The organism is Stenotrophomonas sp. Ste86 (assembly GCF_024519465.1).
Classification (GTDB): Bacteria; Pseudomonadota; Gammaproteobacteria; order Xanthomonadales; family Xanthomonadaceae; genus Stenotrophomonas.
This window is the reverse complement of the sequence record NZ_JALJRW010000001.1, coordinates 77,951-94,406: the sequence shown is the minus strand read 5'-3', so window position 1 is coordinate 94,406 and position 16,456 is coordinate 77,951. Positions and strand designations below refer to the sequence as shown.

Annotated in this window: 16 protein-coding genes; 9 read left to right on the top strand and 7 right to left on the bottom strand. The window is 66.3% G+C overall.

From position 1 onward, the window contains the following. Positions 1–39: 39 nt before the first annotated feature. Positions 40–723, bottom strand: coding sequence for a hypothetical protein (locus NR101_RS00365; protein WP_256774298.1), 684 nt, complete (start codon positions 721–723; stop codon positions 40–42). Between the two features lie 77 nt (positions 724–800). Continuing rightward, the gene (locus NR101_RS00360) at positions 801–1,481 is read right to left on the bottom strand and encodes a response regulator transcription factor (RefSeq protein ID WP_256774299.1); all 681 of its coding nucleotides are present in this window, start codon (positions 1,479–1,481) and stop codon (positions 801–803) included. A 382-nt stretch (positions 1,482–1,863) separates the two neighbouring features. Here NR101_RS00360 and NR101_RS00355 point away from each other — a divergent pair, with 382 nt between their 5' ends. Genes NR101_RS00355 through NR101_RS00340 form a run of 4 tightly spaced genes read left to right on the top strand, consistent with a single transcriptional unit; the run spans position 1,864 to position 3,919 of the window. Then, on the top strand, positions 1,864–2,562 hold the full coding sequence (locus tag NR101_RS00355) for a hypothetical protein (protein WP_256774300.1): 699 nt from the start codon (positions 1,864–1,866) through the stop codon (positions 2,560–2,562). Position 2,563: 1 nt separating this feature from the next. Continuing rightward, the gene (locus tag NR101_RS00350; RefSeq protein WP_256774301.1) at positions 2,564–3,109 is read left to right on the top strand and encodes a GTPase; all 546 of its coding nucleotides are present in this window, start codon (positions 2,564–2,566) and stop codon (positions 3,107–3,109) included. After that, on the top strand, positions 3,102–3,524 hold the full coding sequence (locus tag NR101_RS00345; RefSeq protein ID WP_256774302.1) for a roadblock/LC7 domain-containing protein: 423 nt from the start codon (positions 3,102–3,104) through the stop codon (positions 3,522–3,524). The genes NR101_RS00350 and NR101_RS00345 overlap by 8 nt, the downstream gene beginning before the upstream one ends. 32 nt (positions 3,525–3,556) lie before the next feature. After that, on the top strand, positions 3,557–3,919 hold the full coding sequence (locus NR101_RS00340) for a hypothetical protein (RefSeq protein WP_256774303.1): 363 nt from the start codon (positions 3,557–3,559) through the stop codon (positions 3,917–3,919). A 178-nt stretch (positions 3,920–4,097) separates the two neighbouring features. On the opposite strand, the gene NR101_RS00335 is transcribed toward NR101_RS00340, so the two are convergent. The 3 genes from NR101_RS00335 to NR101_RS00325 are packed head-to-tail and all read right to left on the bottom strand — an operon-like array spanning position 4,098 to position 6,865. Continuing rightward, entirely contained in the window at positions 4,098–4,349 is a 252-nt protein-coding gene (locus tag NR101_RS00335) for a hypothetical protein (protein WP_256774304.1), read from the bottom strand. Then, complete coding sequence (locus NR101_RS00330; RefSeq protein WP_256774305.1) at positions 4,346–5,695, bottom strand: TFIIB-type zinc ribbon-containing protein; 1,350 nt, start codon at positions 5,693–5,695, stop codon at positions 4,346–4,348. Before NR101_RS00330 ends, NR101_RS00335 begins: the two co-directional genes overlap by 4 nt. A gap of 21 nt (positions 5,696–5,716) precedes the next feature. Next, on the bottom strand, positions 5,717–6,865 hold the full coding sequence (locus tag NR101_RS00325; RefSeq protein WP_256774306.1) for an SPFH domain-containing protein: 1,149 nt from the start codon (positions 6,863–6,865) through the stop codon (positions 5,717–5,719). Positions 6,866–7,065: 200 nt separating this feature from the next. Here NR101_RS00325 and NR101_RS00320 point away from each other — a divergent pair, with 200 nt between their 5' ends. From NR101_RS00320 to NR101_RS00300, 5 genes are all read left to right on the top strand, one after another. Further along, positions 7,066–7,701 (top strand): DUF2306 domain-containing protein, encoded by a 636-nt coding sequence (locus NR101_RS00320; RefSeq protein WP_256774307.1) that lies wholly within the window; start codon positions 7,066–7,068, stop codon positions 7,699–7,701. Between the two features lie 449 nt (positions 7,702–8,150). After that, positions 8,151–8,702 carry a sorbitol dehydrogenase family protein gene (locus tag NR101_RS00315; protein WP_256774308.1) on the top strand — a complete coding sequence of 184 codons (552 nt, stop codon included), beginning with the start codon at positions 8,151–8,153 and terminating at the stop codon, positions 8,700–8,702. Positions 8,703–8,750: 48 nt separating this feature from the next. Continuing rightward, entirely contained in the window at positions 8,751–10,391 is a 1,641-nt protein-coding gene (locus tag NR101_RS00310) for a GMC family oxidoreductase (RefSeq protein WP_256774309.1), read from the top strand. Continuing rightward, a complete protein-coding gene (locus NR101_RS00305) occupies positions 10,388–11,785 on the top strand; it encodes a c-type cytochrome (protein WP_256774310.1) in 1,398 nt (465 codons plus the stop codon). The genes NR101_RS00310 and NR101_RS00305 overlap by 4 nt, the downstream gene beginning before the upstream one ends. Beyond that, the gene (locus tag NR101_RS00300; RefSeq protein WP_256774311.1) at positions 11,782–13,053 is read left to right on the top strand and encodes a carbohydrate porin; all 1,272 of its coding nucleotides are present in this window, start codon (positions 11,782–11,784) and stop codon (positions 13,051–13,053) included. Before NR101_RS00305 ends, NR101_RS00300 begins: the two co-directional genes overlap by 4 nt. A gap of 134 nt (positions 13,054–13,187) precedes the next feature. Here NR101_RS00300 and NR101_RS00295 read toward each other — a convergent pair whose 3' ends face one another. Both NR101_RS00295 and NR101_RS00290 read right to left on the bottom strand, forming a co-directional pair. Further along, positions 13,188–14,381, bottom strand: coding sequence for a membrane dipeptidase (locus NR101_RS00295; RefSeq protein ID WP_256774312.1), 1,194 nt, complete (start codon positions 14,379–14,381; stop codon positions 13,188–13,190). Then, entirely contained in the window at positions 14,378–16,393 is a 2,016-nt protein-coding gene (locus NR101_RS00290) for an amidohydrolase family protein (RefSeq protein WP_256774313.1), read from the bottom strand. The genes NR101_RS00295 and NR101_RS00290 overlap by 4 nt, the downstream gene beginning before the upstream one ends. Between the last annotated feature and the right edge of the window lie 63 nt (positions 16,394–16,456).

The window sequence follows — 16,456 nt, the reverse complement described above, 5'->3', positions numbered from 1 at the left end:
GATAGGGCAGCATAGCGGCCCTCCCCGCCGCGGTCATCCTCAGCCCTTCGCTACCCAATGCACGGCCGCGAGCGCCGTTGCCAACCGCTGCTTGGCAACGTCGTTGGTGAATGGCGGCGTGCGTGGCGGGTCGTAGACGTCCGGACGGGTGCCCGCAACGATCAGGTCAATCGCATAACACGCCCCGTTGTGCACGGCGCGGTAGCTCTCCGCGGAGACGTAGTGGCTCATCGCCGCATCGCTGGCGGTGAAATGGGTGAAGCGCACTCCGCCTATCTCTGCCGTGTCCGACGGGTCGGTCGCCTCGTCGGGCGCGACGAGGCAGGCGGCGATATCGGCTGCCGTATCGCTGCGGCCGATCCGCATTTCGGCCGAGGTGACGTCATTGGAGCCATCCATCACGACGGCGATAAGCGGCGTGCCGATGCTGCCCGCCGCCGGATACAGTTTCCAGGCATCCAGCGTCAGGTAGCTGCGCTTGAAATCATGTTCGACATGCGTGCCGGGAACCGCGCGGACCGCGATACCCGGTGCCGGCTCGGCAAAACCATCGCCGGCCTGGGTTCCGGGCACCGACGCTGCCGGGCCCGTATCTGCGGGCGGGGCGCCTGCGGCGGCCATGGAGGATGACGCGGTCACGACCGCCGCCGGTTGCGGACTGCACGCGCTGACCATGGCCACCCACGCCGTACCCAGCACGAAAAATTGGACTGCCTGCTTCATGATCTGCTCTGGTTTCCATTCGCTCCGGAGAGCGTGCGCCAGCCCGCGTTAACGCCGCGCCATCTCGCGCACGGGCGCTATGCGGCCGACTGCAACGGCGCAGGCGGCGCCGGGCAGGGTGCCATGGCAAGCCTGTGCTCGCTGGCAAACGCATACAGTTCCGATTCGGCGCGGATCCCCAGCTTGTTCATCGCCGAAATGCGCTGCCGACTGATCGTGCTGATACTCCGATCCAGGCGCGCGGCAATCTGGGTGATGCTCAGCCCGGAGGCATACAACCGCAGCACCTCCAGTTCCTTCGGCGACAGGCAGGCGCACAGCGAGCCGGTTTCTTCGTCGCCGTTGCAGAGCTCGGCGCGCAGCGAACTGCAGACATAGGCCGAACCGTTGAGGACCTCGTCGATTGCCCGGGGAATGTCCAGCAGCGAGCAGGCCTTGTCGATCACGCCGCGCACGCCGTTCTTCATCGCCATCCGCAGCGTCGGTACGTTGGTGAACATCGTCATCAGCACCACCGGCAACGCCGGGTGCCTGCGGTGGATCATCGCCAGCATCGCCTGACCGTCCGGCGCGGTGCCACCGGGCATGGAAAAGTCGGTCATCAGCACGTCGCAGGGCGCGCGCTCCAGCGCGCAGAGAAGCTCATCGGCGCAGGCGGCCTCGGCCACCACGCGGTAACGGCCCGCACCTTCCAGCAAGGCACGAACGCCCAGGCGGACAACGGGATGATCGTCGGCGATGATGACGCGGATGGGCACGGTGGAACTCCTGGCGGACAAGCGTGGAGAACGGCACGGCACCCTGCCGATCGCCCGTATCGCGATTCAGGCGGCCTGCACCCTGTTCTGAGCCGAAAGTCTGTGCACTTTGATTGTTGTTGTATATACAAATAGTGCGAAAGGGGCACTGCATCTTTTGAACTGATGAAGTGTGGCGCGCAACGCATACCAATACTTGCAAACACCTGCGGCGGCGACCGTTTTCACAGTATTTGCATGGCGCGATCGAGGGGCCGGATGGTCTCCTAGAACCCCGTCGGCTGGTGACCGCCCAGCGTCACCGGCCAGGCATCCGCTCCCACACGAAGATCCCCATGATGTTGTCCGTTTCATCGTCCGCGGCCGCGGCAAGGCACGCGGTATGAGCCGCTTTCGCCGTGTGCCGTTCGACGTCGAACCGACACTTCCCTCCGCTGCGCCACAGCCGCTGCTCTTCGTGCAGGCGCTGCGCCGACGCCTGATGCTCGAACGCAAGCAGCAGGACCCCATTCATTGCGCTGCGATCATGTCCAGGGGCAAGGTGCTGTGCTGGCTGGACACCGAGCACAACCTGGGCGTGCTGGCCGAGCCGTCGGCGATGTCGATGGCCCTGTTCCAGGCGGCGCTGGTGGGTCCGCAGCCCACCCTTGAGCTGCTGCCCGTTGCGCGCAGCCTGTTCGATGCGCAGGCGGCTCGATCCCGACCGGTGGCATTGCGTCCGCTGCTCTGGCAAGCGGGCCTGCATGCAGCCGGCGATGGTGCCCCGTTGCCACCGCTGCAGGACGACACCTGCCTGCGACTGCGTCGCTGGCCGGATTTCCGCGTACTGGCGCACCGCCACGACGACTTTCGGATCTGCGCGTTGATGATCCGGCATGCGCTGGATGTGGGTAGCTGCAGTTCGATCCTGGGCCTGCCCCGTGTGGAGGTCCAGGCCTTCTTCAATGCCGCCTATATCAGCGGCTATGCGCATCCAAGTGCTGCCCCGATGCCGGCGCTGACCGTAGCGCCCGCCAAGCCGGCTGCCAGCAATGCGCTGGCCCGGATGTGGCGTGATGTGCGTAACCGCTGGAGTCGATGAAATGCGTGAATACAAGATCGTGGTGCTGGGCGAAATGGGCGCCGGCAAGTCGACCCTGGTGCAGGCGTTGGCACAGGGCAGGGCGGTCTCTACCGAGGTGCGCAACACCGACCCGGGCGCCGACAAACCATTCACCACCGTGGCGATGGACTACGGCGACATCGACCTGCCGGGCGGCGACCGGCTGCGGCTGTACGGCACGCCCGGTCAGACCCGTTTCGACTTCCTGTGGCCGATCCTGCTCGAAGGTGCCAGTGGCGCGATCGTGCTGGTCAACGCCCACGCCGGGCTACCCCAGCAGCAGGTGCAGCCCTATCTGGACGCGGTCGAGCGCCACCCCGCGCCGCTGCCGGTGGTAATGGGCGTGACCCGAATGGACGATGCCGCCCCGGCGCAGCGCGCCGCCTGCGAACAGTGGCTGGAACACGACGATGGAGCGCTGCCCATCGTCATGGTGGATCCGCGCGATCCGATGCAGGTTCTTACCGTGATGGATGTACTGATGAGTCAGATTGAATGCCAAACCCTGGTGGCCTGCGATGAATGATGCAGCCCGCCTGCCGGCAAGCGGCGCGGTGCGCGAGCAGGTCGACGCGCACCTGGCCACCCTCGTACACGACGTGGACGGCCTGATGGGCGTGGTGGTCGCCAGCCTGGACGGCTTCGCCCTGGCCCAGGTCGGCCGCGAAGAAGAGACCGTCAGCCGCCTTGCCGCGATGACCAGCTCGATGCTGGCGCTGGCCGAAGCGCTCGGTCGCGAGCTGGTGATGGGCTCGCTCGGTGCGCTGATCCTGGAAGCGGCGCACGGCAAGGTGCTGATGCTGACCATCCCCGTGCAGCCGCCGCAACTGCTGATGGCCGCCTGCGACCAGACCAGTGCGATGGGGCAGGTGCTGTGGCACGCCAAACAGTGCGTGCGCCGCCTCACCGCCGCGATGCCGGCCGACACCCGAACACGTTGATTGACCCACCTCCACTTGATAAGGAAAACAGAATGAACAAGAGCATCACCGATTGCCTCGACGCCCTGATGCAGATCAATGGCGCGCAGGCCGTGGCCCTGGTCGACTACGACAGCGGCATGCTGCTCGGCGAAGCCGGCTCCGGCGTGGACATGGAACTGGCCGCGGCCGGCAACACCGAAGTGCTGCGCGCCAAGATGAAGACGGCCGAGTCGCTCAAGCTCAACGACGTCATCGAAGACATGCTGATCACCCTGGGCCGCGCGTACCACGTGCTGCGTCCGGTGGCCTCCAACAAAGGCCTGTTCTTCTACGTGGTACTGGACCGCCAGAAAGCCAACCTGGCACTGGCGCGTCGCACCGTGCTGGATGTGGAAGGCTCGCTGAAGCTGTAACCCGGTCGGGCGTCGCTACGCCCGCCTGGCGCGAGAATGGGGACGCCGTGTCCGCCCGGGGAAGGGGCGGGCACGGCACTTGGTTGCGTGCCGCCCAGGGCCAAAAACGCCAGATCGTCGACCGACGCCGACGGCCACGTGCTGGGCGGGGTCACGATCATGCCGACAGCGCTGGGGGTCAGCTGCTGTCCCGCATCACCCGGGTGCGGTAGGCGCGCACGTTGTCGCCGCGGATGCGGGTTTCCTGGGTGCCGGTGATCGTATCGACCCGATGGTCCGAGCCGGTTACCGGCTTGGCCTCCACCAAGGTCTCGCGCTCGAAGGCGTGGGATTTGTCGGTATTGCGGTAGTACCGGTATAGCGCCCAGTACAACGCGGTCGCGCTGGCCGGGCCCGCGGCCAGCAACCAGAGTCCACTGTCATCGCTCATGAGGAGGCCACCAGGAAGAAGAGAACAAGGGCTTCGATGATCGTACCGGTGGCGAGCGCGGCCAACAGCAGCTTCCACTGCTGCACCGGCACGCTGCCCATGGTTTCACCGGTGCGGCCGTTCACCGCGATGTAGTGCAGCATGCCGCCGTTGCGGCCGGGCTGGTGATACGAGTAGAGCCACACCGGCAGGTACATCGACACCCAGCGCGTACCGTGCACGTCCAGCCGCTCCTGCTCCCAGCGCACGCCACGGTCATAGCGGCGCACGGAGCCCTCCACCTGCGCGCGGGCGATCGACAGCAGCTGGTCTTCCAGCCGCGGGCGCAGCTTCTCCACGTCGAGGTTGCGCTTCTCGGTGGTGAAACCCATCAGGTAGGAAGCGTTCCACTTCAAGGCGTTCTTGGTGTCGAACGGCAGGATCGTGTTGATGATGTTGTTGGTATTGGTGCGCGTGTCCAGGTTGCCGCGCTCGGCCGAAGACTCCAGTGGCAGGTCGTCCACGGTGAAGTCCACCTGCCGCTCCACCCGGTACACATCGGCGTCGTAGTAGGTCTTCTTCTTGTCGCCCTCACCACGGGTGTACTCGCGGGTGAGGATTTCGCCCTTGCCGGCGACCGCGGCGCTGACGTTGCTGTCGACGATCATGTAGGGCAGGTACACGCCCACTACATTTTCCGGCGTGAACTCGTTCTTGAAAGCCTTCAACGCAAACAGACGGCGCTTGTCCACGAACTGGCGGATACGCGCCACGGCATCGGTCTTGCTCACCTTGAACGGCAGTACCGCATCGGGCACCGCGCCGTTGGCCACCTGTTCGTTGACCCCGAACACATGGCGGCACCAGTGGCAGCGTGCGGTCATCGTGCTCTCGGTGTTGATGGTGACTTCGGCGCCGCAGCCGGTGCACTTGAAGCTCATCAGGCTGGCGGTATCGGCCTGGATGTCACGCGCACCCGACGCAATGACCGTGCCGCGCAGCTGGTCGATGCCATCGCCCAGCCCGAACGCCTGCTCGACCAGCGTGCCATGCCACTCGTTGCGGCAGAACTGGCAGACCAGTACGTCGGTACCGAGCTTGAGCCGGACATCGGTCGAGCCGCATTTCGGGCAGCGGTTGAGGCCGTCCTTGAGTTCTTCGGCGGACGTATCCAGGGCAACCGGGTCCGGCGCCAGCAATTCATCGCGAATCGGCGGGGGCAGGGTGGACGGGTCGACCGGGAAGGTGCCCGGCAACGGCGGCACGTCCCGCGGCGATCCGGGGCCGCTCACGGGCGTGGGCGGCGCAGGCGGCAACGGAGGCGGGGCCGACGACGGCAGCGGCGGCGGGATTCGGGAATCGGACATGATCTGCGCGCTTCCTGCGTCTTACAGGCCCAGCGCCTTGGCCTTGAGCTTGTCGTAGTCGTCCTGGGTGATCAGGCCCAGATCGAGCATTTCCTTGGCCTTCTTCAGCTTGGCCACGGGGTCGTCCGCGGCCGGGGCCGCAGGGGTCGCCGGCTGCTGCAGGTTGCCGGCACCGAACATGCCCGAGGCCATGCCTACGCCCACCAGCCCGGCCGCACCGCCGTTCTCGCCGGCCGACTGGATACCCTGGGCCACGCTGGCCTGCAGGTTCGAGTTGCCGCGCGAACCGGCCAGCGCATCGGCGCGCTGCACGGTCTTGAGCAGTTCGCGGGTGTTGGCGTCGTATTCGATCGACACGATCGCGGTCTTGACGATGGCCAGGCCGCGATCGGACTTCCACTGGTAGCCCTGTTCGACGGCAGCGGACAGGCTCTGCGCGAAGCCAAGCGAATCCTGCTGCAGCTTGGTGATGCGATTGCCCTTGCCCGGATCGTTGGTGTACAGGCTGAAGGCCGGTGCGAGCGAGCCCACCACTTCATTGAACAGCTGGCTGGCCGCCGCGTTGTCCAGATCGGTGAAGTCGAACACCTGGCCCGGCTGCAGGTAGCTGGCGGGCACGAAATTCTTCACGAACAGGATCGGGTCGACGATCTTCAGCGTGTACGAGCCGCGCGTCAGCGCGCCGACCTGCGTACCCAGGAAGCCGTCGTCCCAGTAGATTTCCGACTGGGTGCCGAAACGGTTGTCCGGCAGCTCCTTGAGCGAGACGAAGAACGCCGCCTGCTGCGAGCCCGGCTGGCCGCCGAACTTGAAGCGCTCCCAGCTCTGCTTGATCAGCGGGCCGACCAGCCCGTCGCCGGCGAAGATCGACTGCGAGTTTGCGTCGTCCGAGCGCCATTCATAGCCACCCGGTTCGGCAACGAAACCGGTCACCGCGCCGTCCTGGAACAGCAGCAGGCCGTAGCCTTCGGGCACGACGATCTTCGAGCCATTGGTGATGATGTTCGACGACGCGCTGGTGTTCGAGCCGCGCCCGGCATTGGTGCCGCGCGGCACCGCGGCAAACAGCGCTGCCGTCGACGGCAGGCCGGCCGGCACGGTGAAGAAATCCTTCCACTGGTCGGCCAGAACACCGCCAACCGCACCCTTCACCGCCTGTACCAGACCCATGACCAACTCCCTGTATTCCGAGAACGGGCGGGGTGCCCGTCGTGCTGGAGCGACTATATCAGCAGCTGGGGAGGGGAAAGGGAGCGGGGCACGGCGCATGGCCCGCCCGGACGCCTCGCAGCGATGATTGACGCCCCCCGGGCAAAGGGGCAGCATCGCGATCGACCAAAGAGGGTCGAACCCACGGGCACTGAACGTTCATGAAGCGATTCGGCACGGCATGCGTTTACGTCCTGTCACTGGCCGTGGCGGCTTACGCGATCATCGCCTATGCGCTGCTGCCACTGGGCAGCCTGGTCCACCCGGACATGAAGGCGTCCTTCCTTGGCCACCGGGCGGGCATCTATATGCATGTGTTCGCCGCTTCGGTCGCGCTGGCGTTGGGGCCATTCCAGTTCTCCGCACGCCTGCGAAAGCGGTTTACCGGTGCCCACCGTTGGATGGGGCGTATTTACCTGAGCGTTGGCGTCCTGCTGGGCGGGCTGTCCGGGCTCTATATGGCCACGTTCGCGTTCGGCGGGGTAGCGGCGAAAATCGGCTTCGCCTGCCTTGCCGTTCTCTGGCTGTACACCGGCCTGCGGGCCTACATGGCGATCCGGGGCGGCGCGGTCGCGGCACACCGCAAATGGATGGTGCGCAATGTCGCCCTGACGCTGGCCGCCGTGACATTGCGCATCTACCTTCCGTCTTCGATGGTCGCCGGGATCCCCTTTGACGTCGCCTACCCGGTGATCGCATGGCTATGCTGGGTTCCAAACCTGCTGGTCGCAGAGCTTTGCTTCAATGGTTCCACTGCAGCGCCGTTGGAACCCATGCTGGCACGCGATACCGCGTAACGGCGCACACGGCAGCTGGTGAGCCCTACCGCTTGGGCGGCGGCGGTGCCGCGTCAGACGCGGCGCCGGAATCCTGCTGTGCGGACGCGGCAGTACCACTTCCGCCACCGGGCACGTTGCGTGCGGCCGTGTTGCCTGCGGCAGGGACAGGTGCAGGGGCCGGCTGTTCGATGGCGTAGGCGTGCTGGCCTTGATCGGTCCGCTCGGGTTTGCTGCAGGCCGACAATGTCAGCAGGGCGACGGCACTCAACAACGCGATTCGCATGGCCCGTCTCCAGTAATGATCACACCCCGAGTTGTAGCCACGGGACCGTCGGCGGTCCGTGAACGCCGTCTCGATCACTCCGTGACGACAGTCACATGCTGTAAGGTATGCCGCGTCGGCGCTCGTCCGTCCCGTGATGTACGGGTCGGGAGCCGAGCACGTCACGGAGCACGGAGTCCACAACATGCGTATTCCCGAGGGACTGGAAGCAGGTCGACAGGCACGGGGCCTGACGCGACGGCACTTCCTTCTGGCCATGGGTTCGGCGTCGCTGCTTGCGGCCTGCCACGGGAAAATGCCTGCGACGGCGGTGAATGCCGCACCCGATGCTGCGCCTGCCACCGACGCCAATGCCGCCTTCCTCCGGCTGTCCGAAGCCCTCACTGACAAGCGCGACCTGGACCCAGCCACCGCTGACCGGATTGAAAAGGCATTTGCCACGCTGCAGCCCGACGTCCATGCCCGGTTTCCCGCGCTTATCGCGCTGGCGACCCGGACGGATGGGGCGCAGGCACTGCTGGCTGCGGCCGGCGACGCGAGGCCGGCGGCGCTGGCGATCATCACCGCCTGGTACACCGGCACCGTGGGCAAAGGCGTCCACGCCGTCACCGTGTCCTATCGCGATGCGCTGATGCAGCGCCCTGCCGAGGATGGCCTGTTCCCGGCGACCTACGCCCAGGGCGGGCCCGCATGGTGGACCGCCGAGCCGCCCGCACCGATCCGAGCACGCGCCTGACACCTGCGCGGTCATCTTCTTTTCCTGCAATTGATCTGGATACCCCTCATGAAAGCTCCGGTTTTCCGTGATGGCGACGTCGATGCCGACGTCGTGATCGTCGGTTCTGGCGTCGTTGGCGCATTGATCGCCCACCAGCTGGTCCGCGCTGGCAAATCCGTGCTGATCCTGGAGGCCGGCCCTCGCTTGAACCGTTCCGACGTCGTTGAAAACTGGCGCAACGCCAGCTTCGAGCGACGCATCGGTAGCGATTTCCAGGGGCCGTACCCGCAATCGAAGTTCGCCACCGCGCCGCTGTATTTTCCGGCCAACGATTACGTCGGCCTGACCGGCCCCGATGCCAGCAGCTTCCACCAGGGCTTCATCAAGGCCGTGGGCGGCACGACGTGGCACTGGGCCGCGTCGTGCTGGCGGCACCTGCCGGTGGACTTCAAGATGCAGTCCACCTACGGCGTCGGTCGCGACTGGCCGATCAGTTATGAGGACATCGAGCCGTACTACTGCCGCGCCGAAGAAGCGATGGGCGTGTCCGGACCGAACGACCCGGCCCAGCAGAGCCCGTCCGAGCGCTCCAAACCCTACCTGGCCGACATGATTCCGTGGGGCAACGGCGACAAGGTATTTGCCGAGGTGGTCAATCCGCACGGCTACAACCTGGTGCCGATTCCGCAGGGGCGCATGATCAAGCCGTGGAATGACCGGCCTGCCTGCTGCGGCAACAACAACTGCCAGCCAATCTGCCCGATCGGGGCCATGTACAACGGCGTCCACACGGTCCAGGCCGCCGAGGCCCTGGGCGCCAAGGTGCTGGACGAATCGGTGGCCTACAGGATCGACACCGATGCACAGAACCGGGTGACGGCCATCCATTGGTATGACAGCGACAAGGTCAGCCACAAGGCCACCGGGCGCAGCTTCGTGATCGCCTGCAACGCGCTGGAAACCCCGCGCCTGCTGCTGCTCGCGGCCAACGAACAGAACCCGAACGGCATCGCCAATTCGTCCGACCAGGTCGGGCGCAACATGCTGGACCACTCCGGCTTCCACTGCTCGTTCATCGCCGATCGGCCGATCTGGCTGGGCCGGGGGCCGGCGCAGTCCAGCTGCATGGTTGGGCCGCGCGACGGCGCGTTCCGGTCGCAGTACTCGGCCACCAAGATCATCCTCAACAACATCAGCCGCGTGCCCGTCGCCACCGATCAGGCGCTGAAGATGGGGCTGACCGGTGACGCGCTGGACGCGGAAATCCGCCGCCGCGCGATCTACGGCGTGGACCTGTCGATCAGCCTGGAACCCCTGCCGGATCCGACCAACCGCCTGACCCTCTCCACCACCCGCGTGGATGGCCACGGCCTGGCCTGCCCGGACATCCATTACTCGCTGGGCGATTACGCACGCAAGGGCTACGACAAGTCCTGCGAACAGCTGCGGCACATCGGCACGCTGTTCAACGCCGAAGAATTCGTCATCACCACCTCGCTCAATGCGAACAACCACATCATGGGATCGACCATCATGGGCGCCGATCCGCGCGACTCGGTGGTCGATGGCGATTGCCGTGCACATGACCATCCGAACCTGTGGCTGCCCGGTGGCAGCGCGATGGTCTCGGCCAGCGTGGTCAACAGCACCCTGACCATGGCCGCGCTGGCACTGCGCGCGGCCGACGCCATCGAGCGTGCCGCATGAAGACGATGCTGCTCATCGCGCTGGGCATGCTGACAGGCATCAGCCAAACCGCACGCGCCGACGAGACTCTCGAACGCGGCCGCTACCTGTCCGTCGCCGCCGACTGCGTGGCCTGCCATACCAGCCCGAAGCAAGGCAAGCCGTACGCCGGTGGGTACGCCATCGCCTCGCCACTGGGCGAAATCTGGGCCAGCAACATCACCCCATCCAAGACCCATGGCATCGGCACCTACAGCGAGCGTGATTTCGCCAAGGCGGTCCGCGAGGGCGTGCGCAAGGACGGCGCGCATCTGTATCCGGCCATGCCCTACACCTCGTACGCCAAGCTCACCGACGAGGACATCCACGCGCTGTATGTCTACTTCATGCAAGGCGTGGCACCGGTGAACGAGGAGGCGCATCGCACCGAGCTGCCGTTCCCCTTCAGTGTGCGCACGTCCATGGCGGTGTGGAACCTGCTGTTCCTGGACAAGACGCCCTTCAAACCCGATCCGGGCAAGGATGCGCAGTGGAATCGCGGCGCCTATCTGGTGGAAGGCCTGGCGCACTGTTCCAGCTGCCACAGCCCGCGCGGCCTGATGATGCAGGAAGTGGGCGGCAAGGCCTTCGCCGGCGGTTCGCTGGGTGACTGGTATGCGCCCAATATCACCTCCGACCCGATCAGCGGTATCGGCGGCTGGACCGATGAGGAGCTGGCACGCTATCTCAAGACCGGCCGCGTGGCCGGCAAGGCGCAGGCGGGCGGCGGCATGGCCGAGGCCGTGAGCAACAGCCTGTCCAAACTGCAGGACCAGGACATCAGCGCCATCGTGGCCTACCTGCGCACCGTGCCGCCCGTGGTCGACAAGGACGCCACCCGCGCTGCCTTCGCCTGGGGCGATGCCGCCAAGGCACCGGGCGAGCAACCGGTGCGTGGCACCGATGCACCCCTGGCCTCCGGGCCAGTGCTGTACTCGGGCTTGTGCGCCAGCTGCCATGGTTCGCGCGGGGAGGGCAGCAAGGACGGGGTTTACCCCTCGTTGGTGCACAACACCACCGTGGGCATGACCCGTCCGCAGAACCTGGTGGCGACCATCATCGGCGGCATCGACCGCGACGTGAATGGCGAGCACGCCTTGATGCCGCATTTCTCCCAAGGCTCCTACGTACAGGCCCTGGGCGATGACGACATCGCCGCGGTCGCGACTTACGTGCGTACCCAGTTCGGGCCGGGTGACCAGGTCACCGCAGCGCAGGTCGCGCTCATCCGCGCCGGGGGCGAAAAGCCGCTGCTGGCCAAGATCGGGCGGCTATGGCTGCCGCTGCTCATCCTGGGCGCAGTGGTGCTGGTGGGCGTGCTTCTGCTGGTGCGCCGCGCGTGGCGCACGCGCAGGAACCGGAGGGCCGCGGCATGAAGCGCACCTCCTTGATGATCTGTGCAGGGCTCGTGGCCTTGACCGCAAGCCTGCCCGCCTGGGCCGCCGACGCCGATGCGCCCAAGCCCAAGACGGTGGACACCATCACCCAGACCCCATTGAGCGCGGACTGGGCGGCCCGACTGTGGCTGCAGGACCGGGGCATCACCCCGAGCGCACGCATCGTCATTGCCAGCGGCGTCAACAGCGCCGGCTACAAGGGCAAGGGCTGGTCCACGGCCGAGCACATCGACCTGGGCGCGATGATCGACACCGGCAGAGCGTTCGGCTTCGACGGCACGCTGCGGGTAGTGTTCTCCGACCGCTTCGGCAATGCGGTCAATGAGCGCTCCACGGGGTCCTACATCCAGAACCAGGCCTTCTACGGGCAGGGCCAGAACCTGCGCTTCAACGAGTTGTCCTACGAACGCCGGCTGCTGGACAAGCGGCTGAGCCTCAAGGGCGGCTTCTACTCGATGGGCAATGACTTCGGCGGCCTGCCGTATACCTGCAACTTCAACAACAATGGCCAGTGCGGGCATCCGCTGGGCCCGATCTACAGTTCCGGCTGGCTGGACAATCCGACCGGCCAGTGGGGCCTGCGGGTGAAGTGGAACGACCCGTCAGGCTGGTATGCACAGACCGGCATCTATGACGTCGTGCCGACGCGCAAGCAGGCCGGCAGCGGCTTCCGCGTTTCCGACCGCGGCAAGACCGGCCTGTTCCTGCCCGTCGAGGTGGGCTACAGCCACGGCAAGACCGGCTACGACTACGGCGGCACCTACAAGGTCGGTTATTACCTGGACACCTCCAATGCGGATGACATCGGCGATCCCACCGCGCCACGGGCGTCGCATCGCAGTGGCTCCTACGTGCAGGTCGCGCAGCGCGTGTTGAAGCCGGAGGGCGACACCGTGCGTGGCCTGTCGGTGTTCGGCGTAGCCACGCGCGCCGATGCGAAGACCGGCCTCATGCGTTACGCGTGGGAAGCCGGCGTGAGCTGGCGCGGCGTGGTGGCATCGCGGGAAGACGACGTGCTGAGCCTGGCCTGGAACCGGCTGGACATCTCCGACCGGCTTGCGCGGTACCAGCAGGTGACCGGCAAGGACGTGCAGAGCAACGAGCAGTTCGTCGAGCTGAACTATGGCGTGCAGGTCACGCGGTGGTTGATCCTGCGGCCGTCGGTGCAGTACGTGGCGCGGCCCGGTGCGTATGCCAGCCGTCCGGACAGCTGGGTGTTCACGCTGCAGGCGCAGGCAACGCTTTGAGCCGGTCGGTACAGGCTTCCGCCTGCCGGTAAGGGTCTGGACGTCCATGTCACGGCAGGCCGGTGCACCGGCCTGCCGTTTTCGTGTGCACAGCCGCCCCCCCGCGCGGGGCAGGGCAGGGGGCGGGCATCGGGTCACCCGCATACGTCCGTGAACAACCGCGCGAAGTTGCCGCCCAGTATCTTCTCGATGCGCGCGTCACGATGCCCACGCCGGGACAGCAGGAGCGCAATACGGTCGAAGCGATCGGGTTGATTGAGGTCGGGCAGGAAATTGACCACCTCAGCGCTCTCTCCCGGCGCGGCGATGCCACGCTTGACGCGCTCCTCGACAAATGCGCGGAACGCCTTGCGGTACTCAGGGGTCAGATCGATCGCCGGGATGATGCCGTCCGAACCCAGGCTGACGTGCTCTTCGCCGCAGACATTGATCGCGTGCTCGATATGGCGGATCAGATCCGCCGCCGTCGGTTGTCCCTCCTTGCGCAGGAAGGGCATCAGGTAGATGCCCGCCACGCCGCCACGGCCGGCGAGCAGGCGCAGCTCCTCGTCGCTTTTGTTGCGCGGACGGTCGACGAGGGCGGTGCAGCCGGTGTGGCTGATGGTGACCGGACCCCTGGACGCGGCGATCGCCTCCAGTGCGGTGCGCTGGCCGCTATGTGAGAGATCGATCAAGGCACGACCGGCATCGAGCCGCTCGATCAGCTCACGACCGAATTGGCTGAGCCCGGCATTGGCGGCCTCCAGGCAGCCGTCGCCGATCAGATTGCGCCGGTTGTACGTCAGCTGGTAGATGCGCACGCCAAGACCGTAAAAGGTCTCGAAGCGTTCCAGGTCCTCGCCGAACGGCGTCGCATCCTGGAAGCCATAGATCAGGCCGAGCCGTCCGCTGTGCTTTGCGTCGGCAAGGTCCGCGCCGGTGCGCACCAGGCGCAGCGCATCGGCATGGCGCGCCAGTTCGCCGTTCCAGTAGGCAATGGCACGCATCGTCAGCGCATAGTCGTTGAGGTAACTGCCGACGCCACTGACCGTTACGTTGCAGGCGGTCAGTCCCGAGGCCCTTGCGTCGGCCAGCACGCGAGCGTCCAACGGTGCATATTCGGCCTCGGCCTGCGGGTCGAGCGGGCCACCGTTGAGGGTATCGATCACCGTGGCCTGAAGGTAGCCAGGCCACTGCGAGCGGGCGGCTGTTGCCGGCGCGGCGGCGCCTGCACGCGTCGGCAACAGCAGCGCGCCTGCGCTGCCGAGTGCGCAGGCACCAAGAAAGCGCCGTCGCGACGGTTCAATGGCAGGCGCCTCGCGCGTGGCGGCATCGATGGAGAGGCTCATTGGACCTGCACCGGCTTGCGCGGCTGGATACCGAGTGCCTGCTCGATCGCTGCCGGATCGAAGATCTTGCCACCCTTGAACACAAGCTCCACCTTGCGGATATCGCGCATGTCGTTGAGCGGATCGCCATCGATCAGCACCATGTCGGCCAGCTTGCCTGGCGCGATCACGCCGCGATCCTTGTCCACGCCCATGACCTGGGCCGGCGTCAGCGTCGCCAGGCGCAGTACTTCCGCATTGGGAATGCCGGCGCGGGCGTAGATATCCAGCTCGGCGTGCAACAGGTAGCCGGCCAGCCCATCGGTGCCGGGCATCAGGGTGACGCCGCCATCATGGAGGGCCTTGACCATGCGCATCAACGCAGGGAATGCCTTGGCATAGGCTGCTTCCTGGCCCTTCGGCACCGGGAGCGGGTCGAAGCCGAAGTTGCGCTGCACCTGTGGCGGCAGCCGGGCGGCGATCGGACGCAGGCCTGGCGGTACCGGATCGTTGGGGTCGCCGGACAAATCCTCGAAGACGGCGAGGGTGGGATCCACAACAGTGTGGTGCGCCTTCAGGAACGCGATGAACTCGCGAACCTCCGGCTGGTCCGGCGTGTACTCGTAGGCATGCTCGCCGATCTCCGTCAGCCGCTTCATGTTGCGCGTCTCCTGCACCCGCGGATACATGAAATTGAGGAAGATGAAATTGATGTGCTGGATCTCGTCGGCGCCGCCCTCGACGAACTGTCGCGCCGATACGAAGGCCGGCACATGGCCGCTGACGCGCAGTCCGCGTGCGTGTGCATGGTCGGCGATCACCGGAAACAGCTCGGGCTTCAGCGAGGAATAGGTCTTGATCTGCACATAGCCATGGTCGGCATACCAGTCGACCGCCTTGCGGGCCTCCTCGGGTGTACTGACCAGCATCCTGGTCGGCCCGGCAAACGGCCCTGGCCCGTCAATGAAGCCGGCCATCGACACGCGCGGCCCGATCTCGGTGCCGGCATCGAACCGCCTGACCCGCTCGATGAAGTTGTCGGTGTTGTTGGCCAGGTCGCGGCTGCTGGTGATGCCCGCGGCGATATCGAGAGGGCCATCGGCTTCGGCGTAGTGTTTGTGCACGTCCCACAGGCCCGGCAGCAGGAACCGTCCGTGCGCGTCGATGACCTCGGCGTTGGCGGGCGCGTCTATCCGTCCGTCGGCGGCCACCCGGATGATGCGCTCGCCGTCCACCAGCACGCTGGTGCCCGCCGTGGCGGTGAGATCGCGCGGGTCGAATACGCGCGCGTTGCGGATCAGCAGCGGCCCCTTCGGCTGGTGCGTGAGATCGCGCGCCAGCGTTGACGACCATTCCGCATCGGCGCGCTCCTGGGCGGCGACGATCTGGGGCAGGCTGGCTTTGAGCGCCGCCGGCAGGATGGCGACCCAGCCCGATGCGTAGGTAATCGCCGCCGTGCGACCATCGGCATGCAGCCATACCGAGGCGGGGGTGAAGCCCAGTCCGCTGATGCGGTAATGGGTCAGCGCGACGGGGCCAGCCTGGCTTTGGAGTTGCAGCGTACCGACGCGTTCCACGTGCGCCTCACCCGATGGCAACAGCGCCAGGCGCTGCCCTGGCGCCTTCAGCAAGGCGCGGACCAGTACGCCCTGGATCTCCGGCGGGGCCGAGATCGGCAGGAAGAAAGCGGGCGCGGTCAGCACCCGGTCGCCTTGTTCGCTGGCATTTTTCCAGCGTGCCCGGCCGTCCCGCAGCGAGAACGTCTCGCTGACCTTGGCCTTGGTGTAGTTGTTGCCCTGGGCCTGGTAGTCGATCAACAGCCCGTTGCCGTCCAGGCGCCACTGCGCCTTTATGTCGTCCCCGCGGCCGCGGTCGTTGTAGCGGTACTCGACCTCTGTCCGGCCGGCAGCTGCGGCCTTGACGATTTGCTTGCCGGCGATATTGCCTTGCAGCAGCACGTGATCCTCGCGCGCCGCCGCCGCATTGGCGGTCACGCTGACGAACAGCAACAACAGGACAGCAAGCTTGTGCATGGGATTCCCTCGACGCAGGCACGGGTTGTGCCGACCGAGGCCGCAGGCTCGCAGTGCATCGGG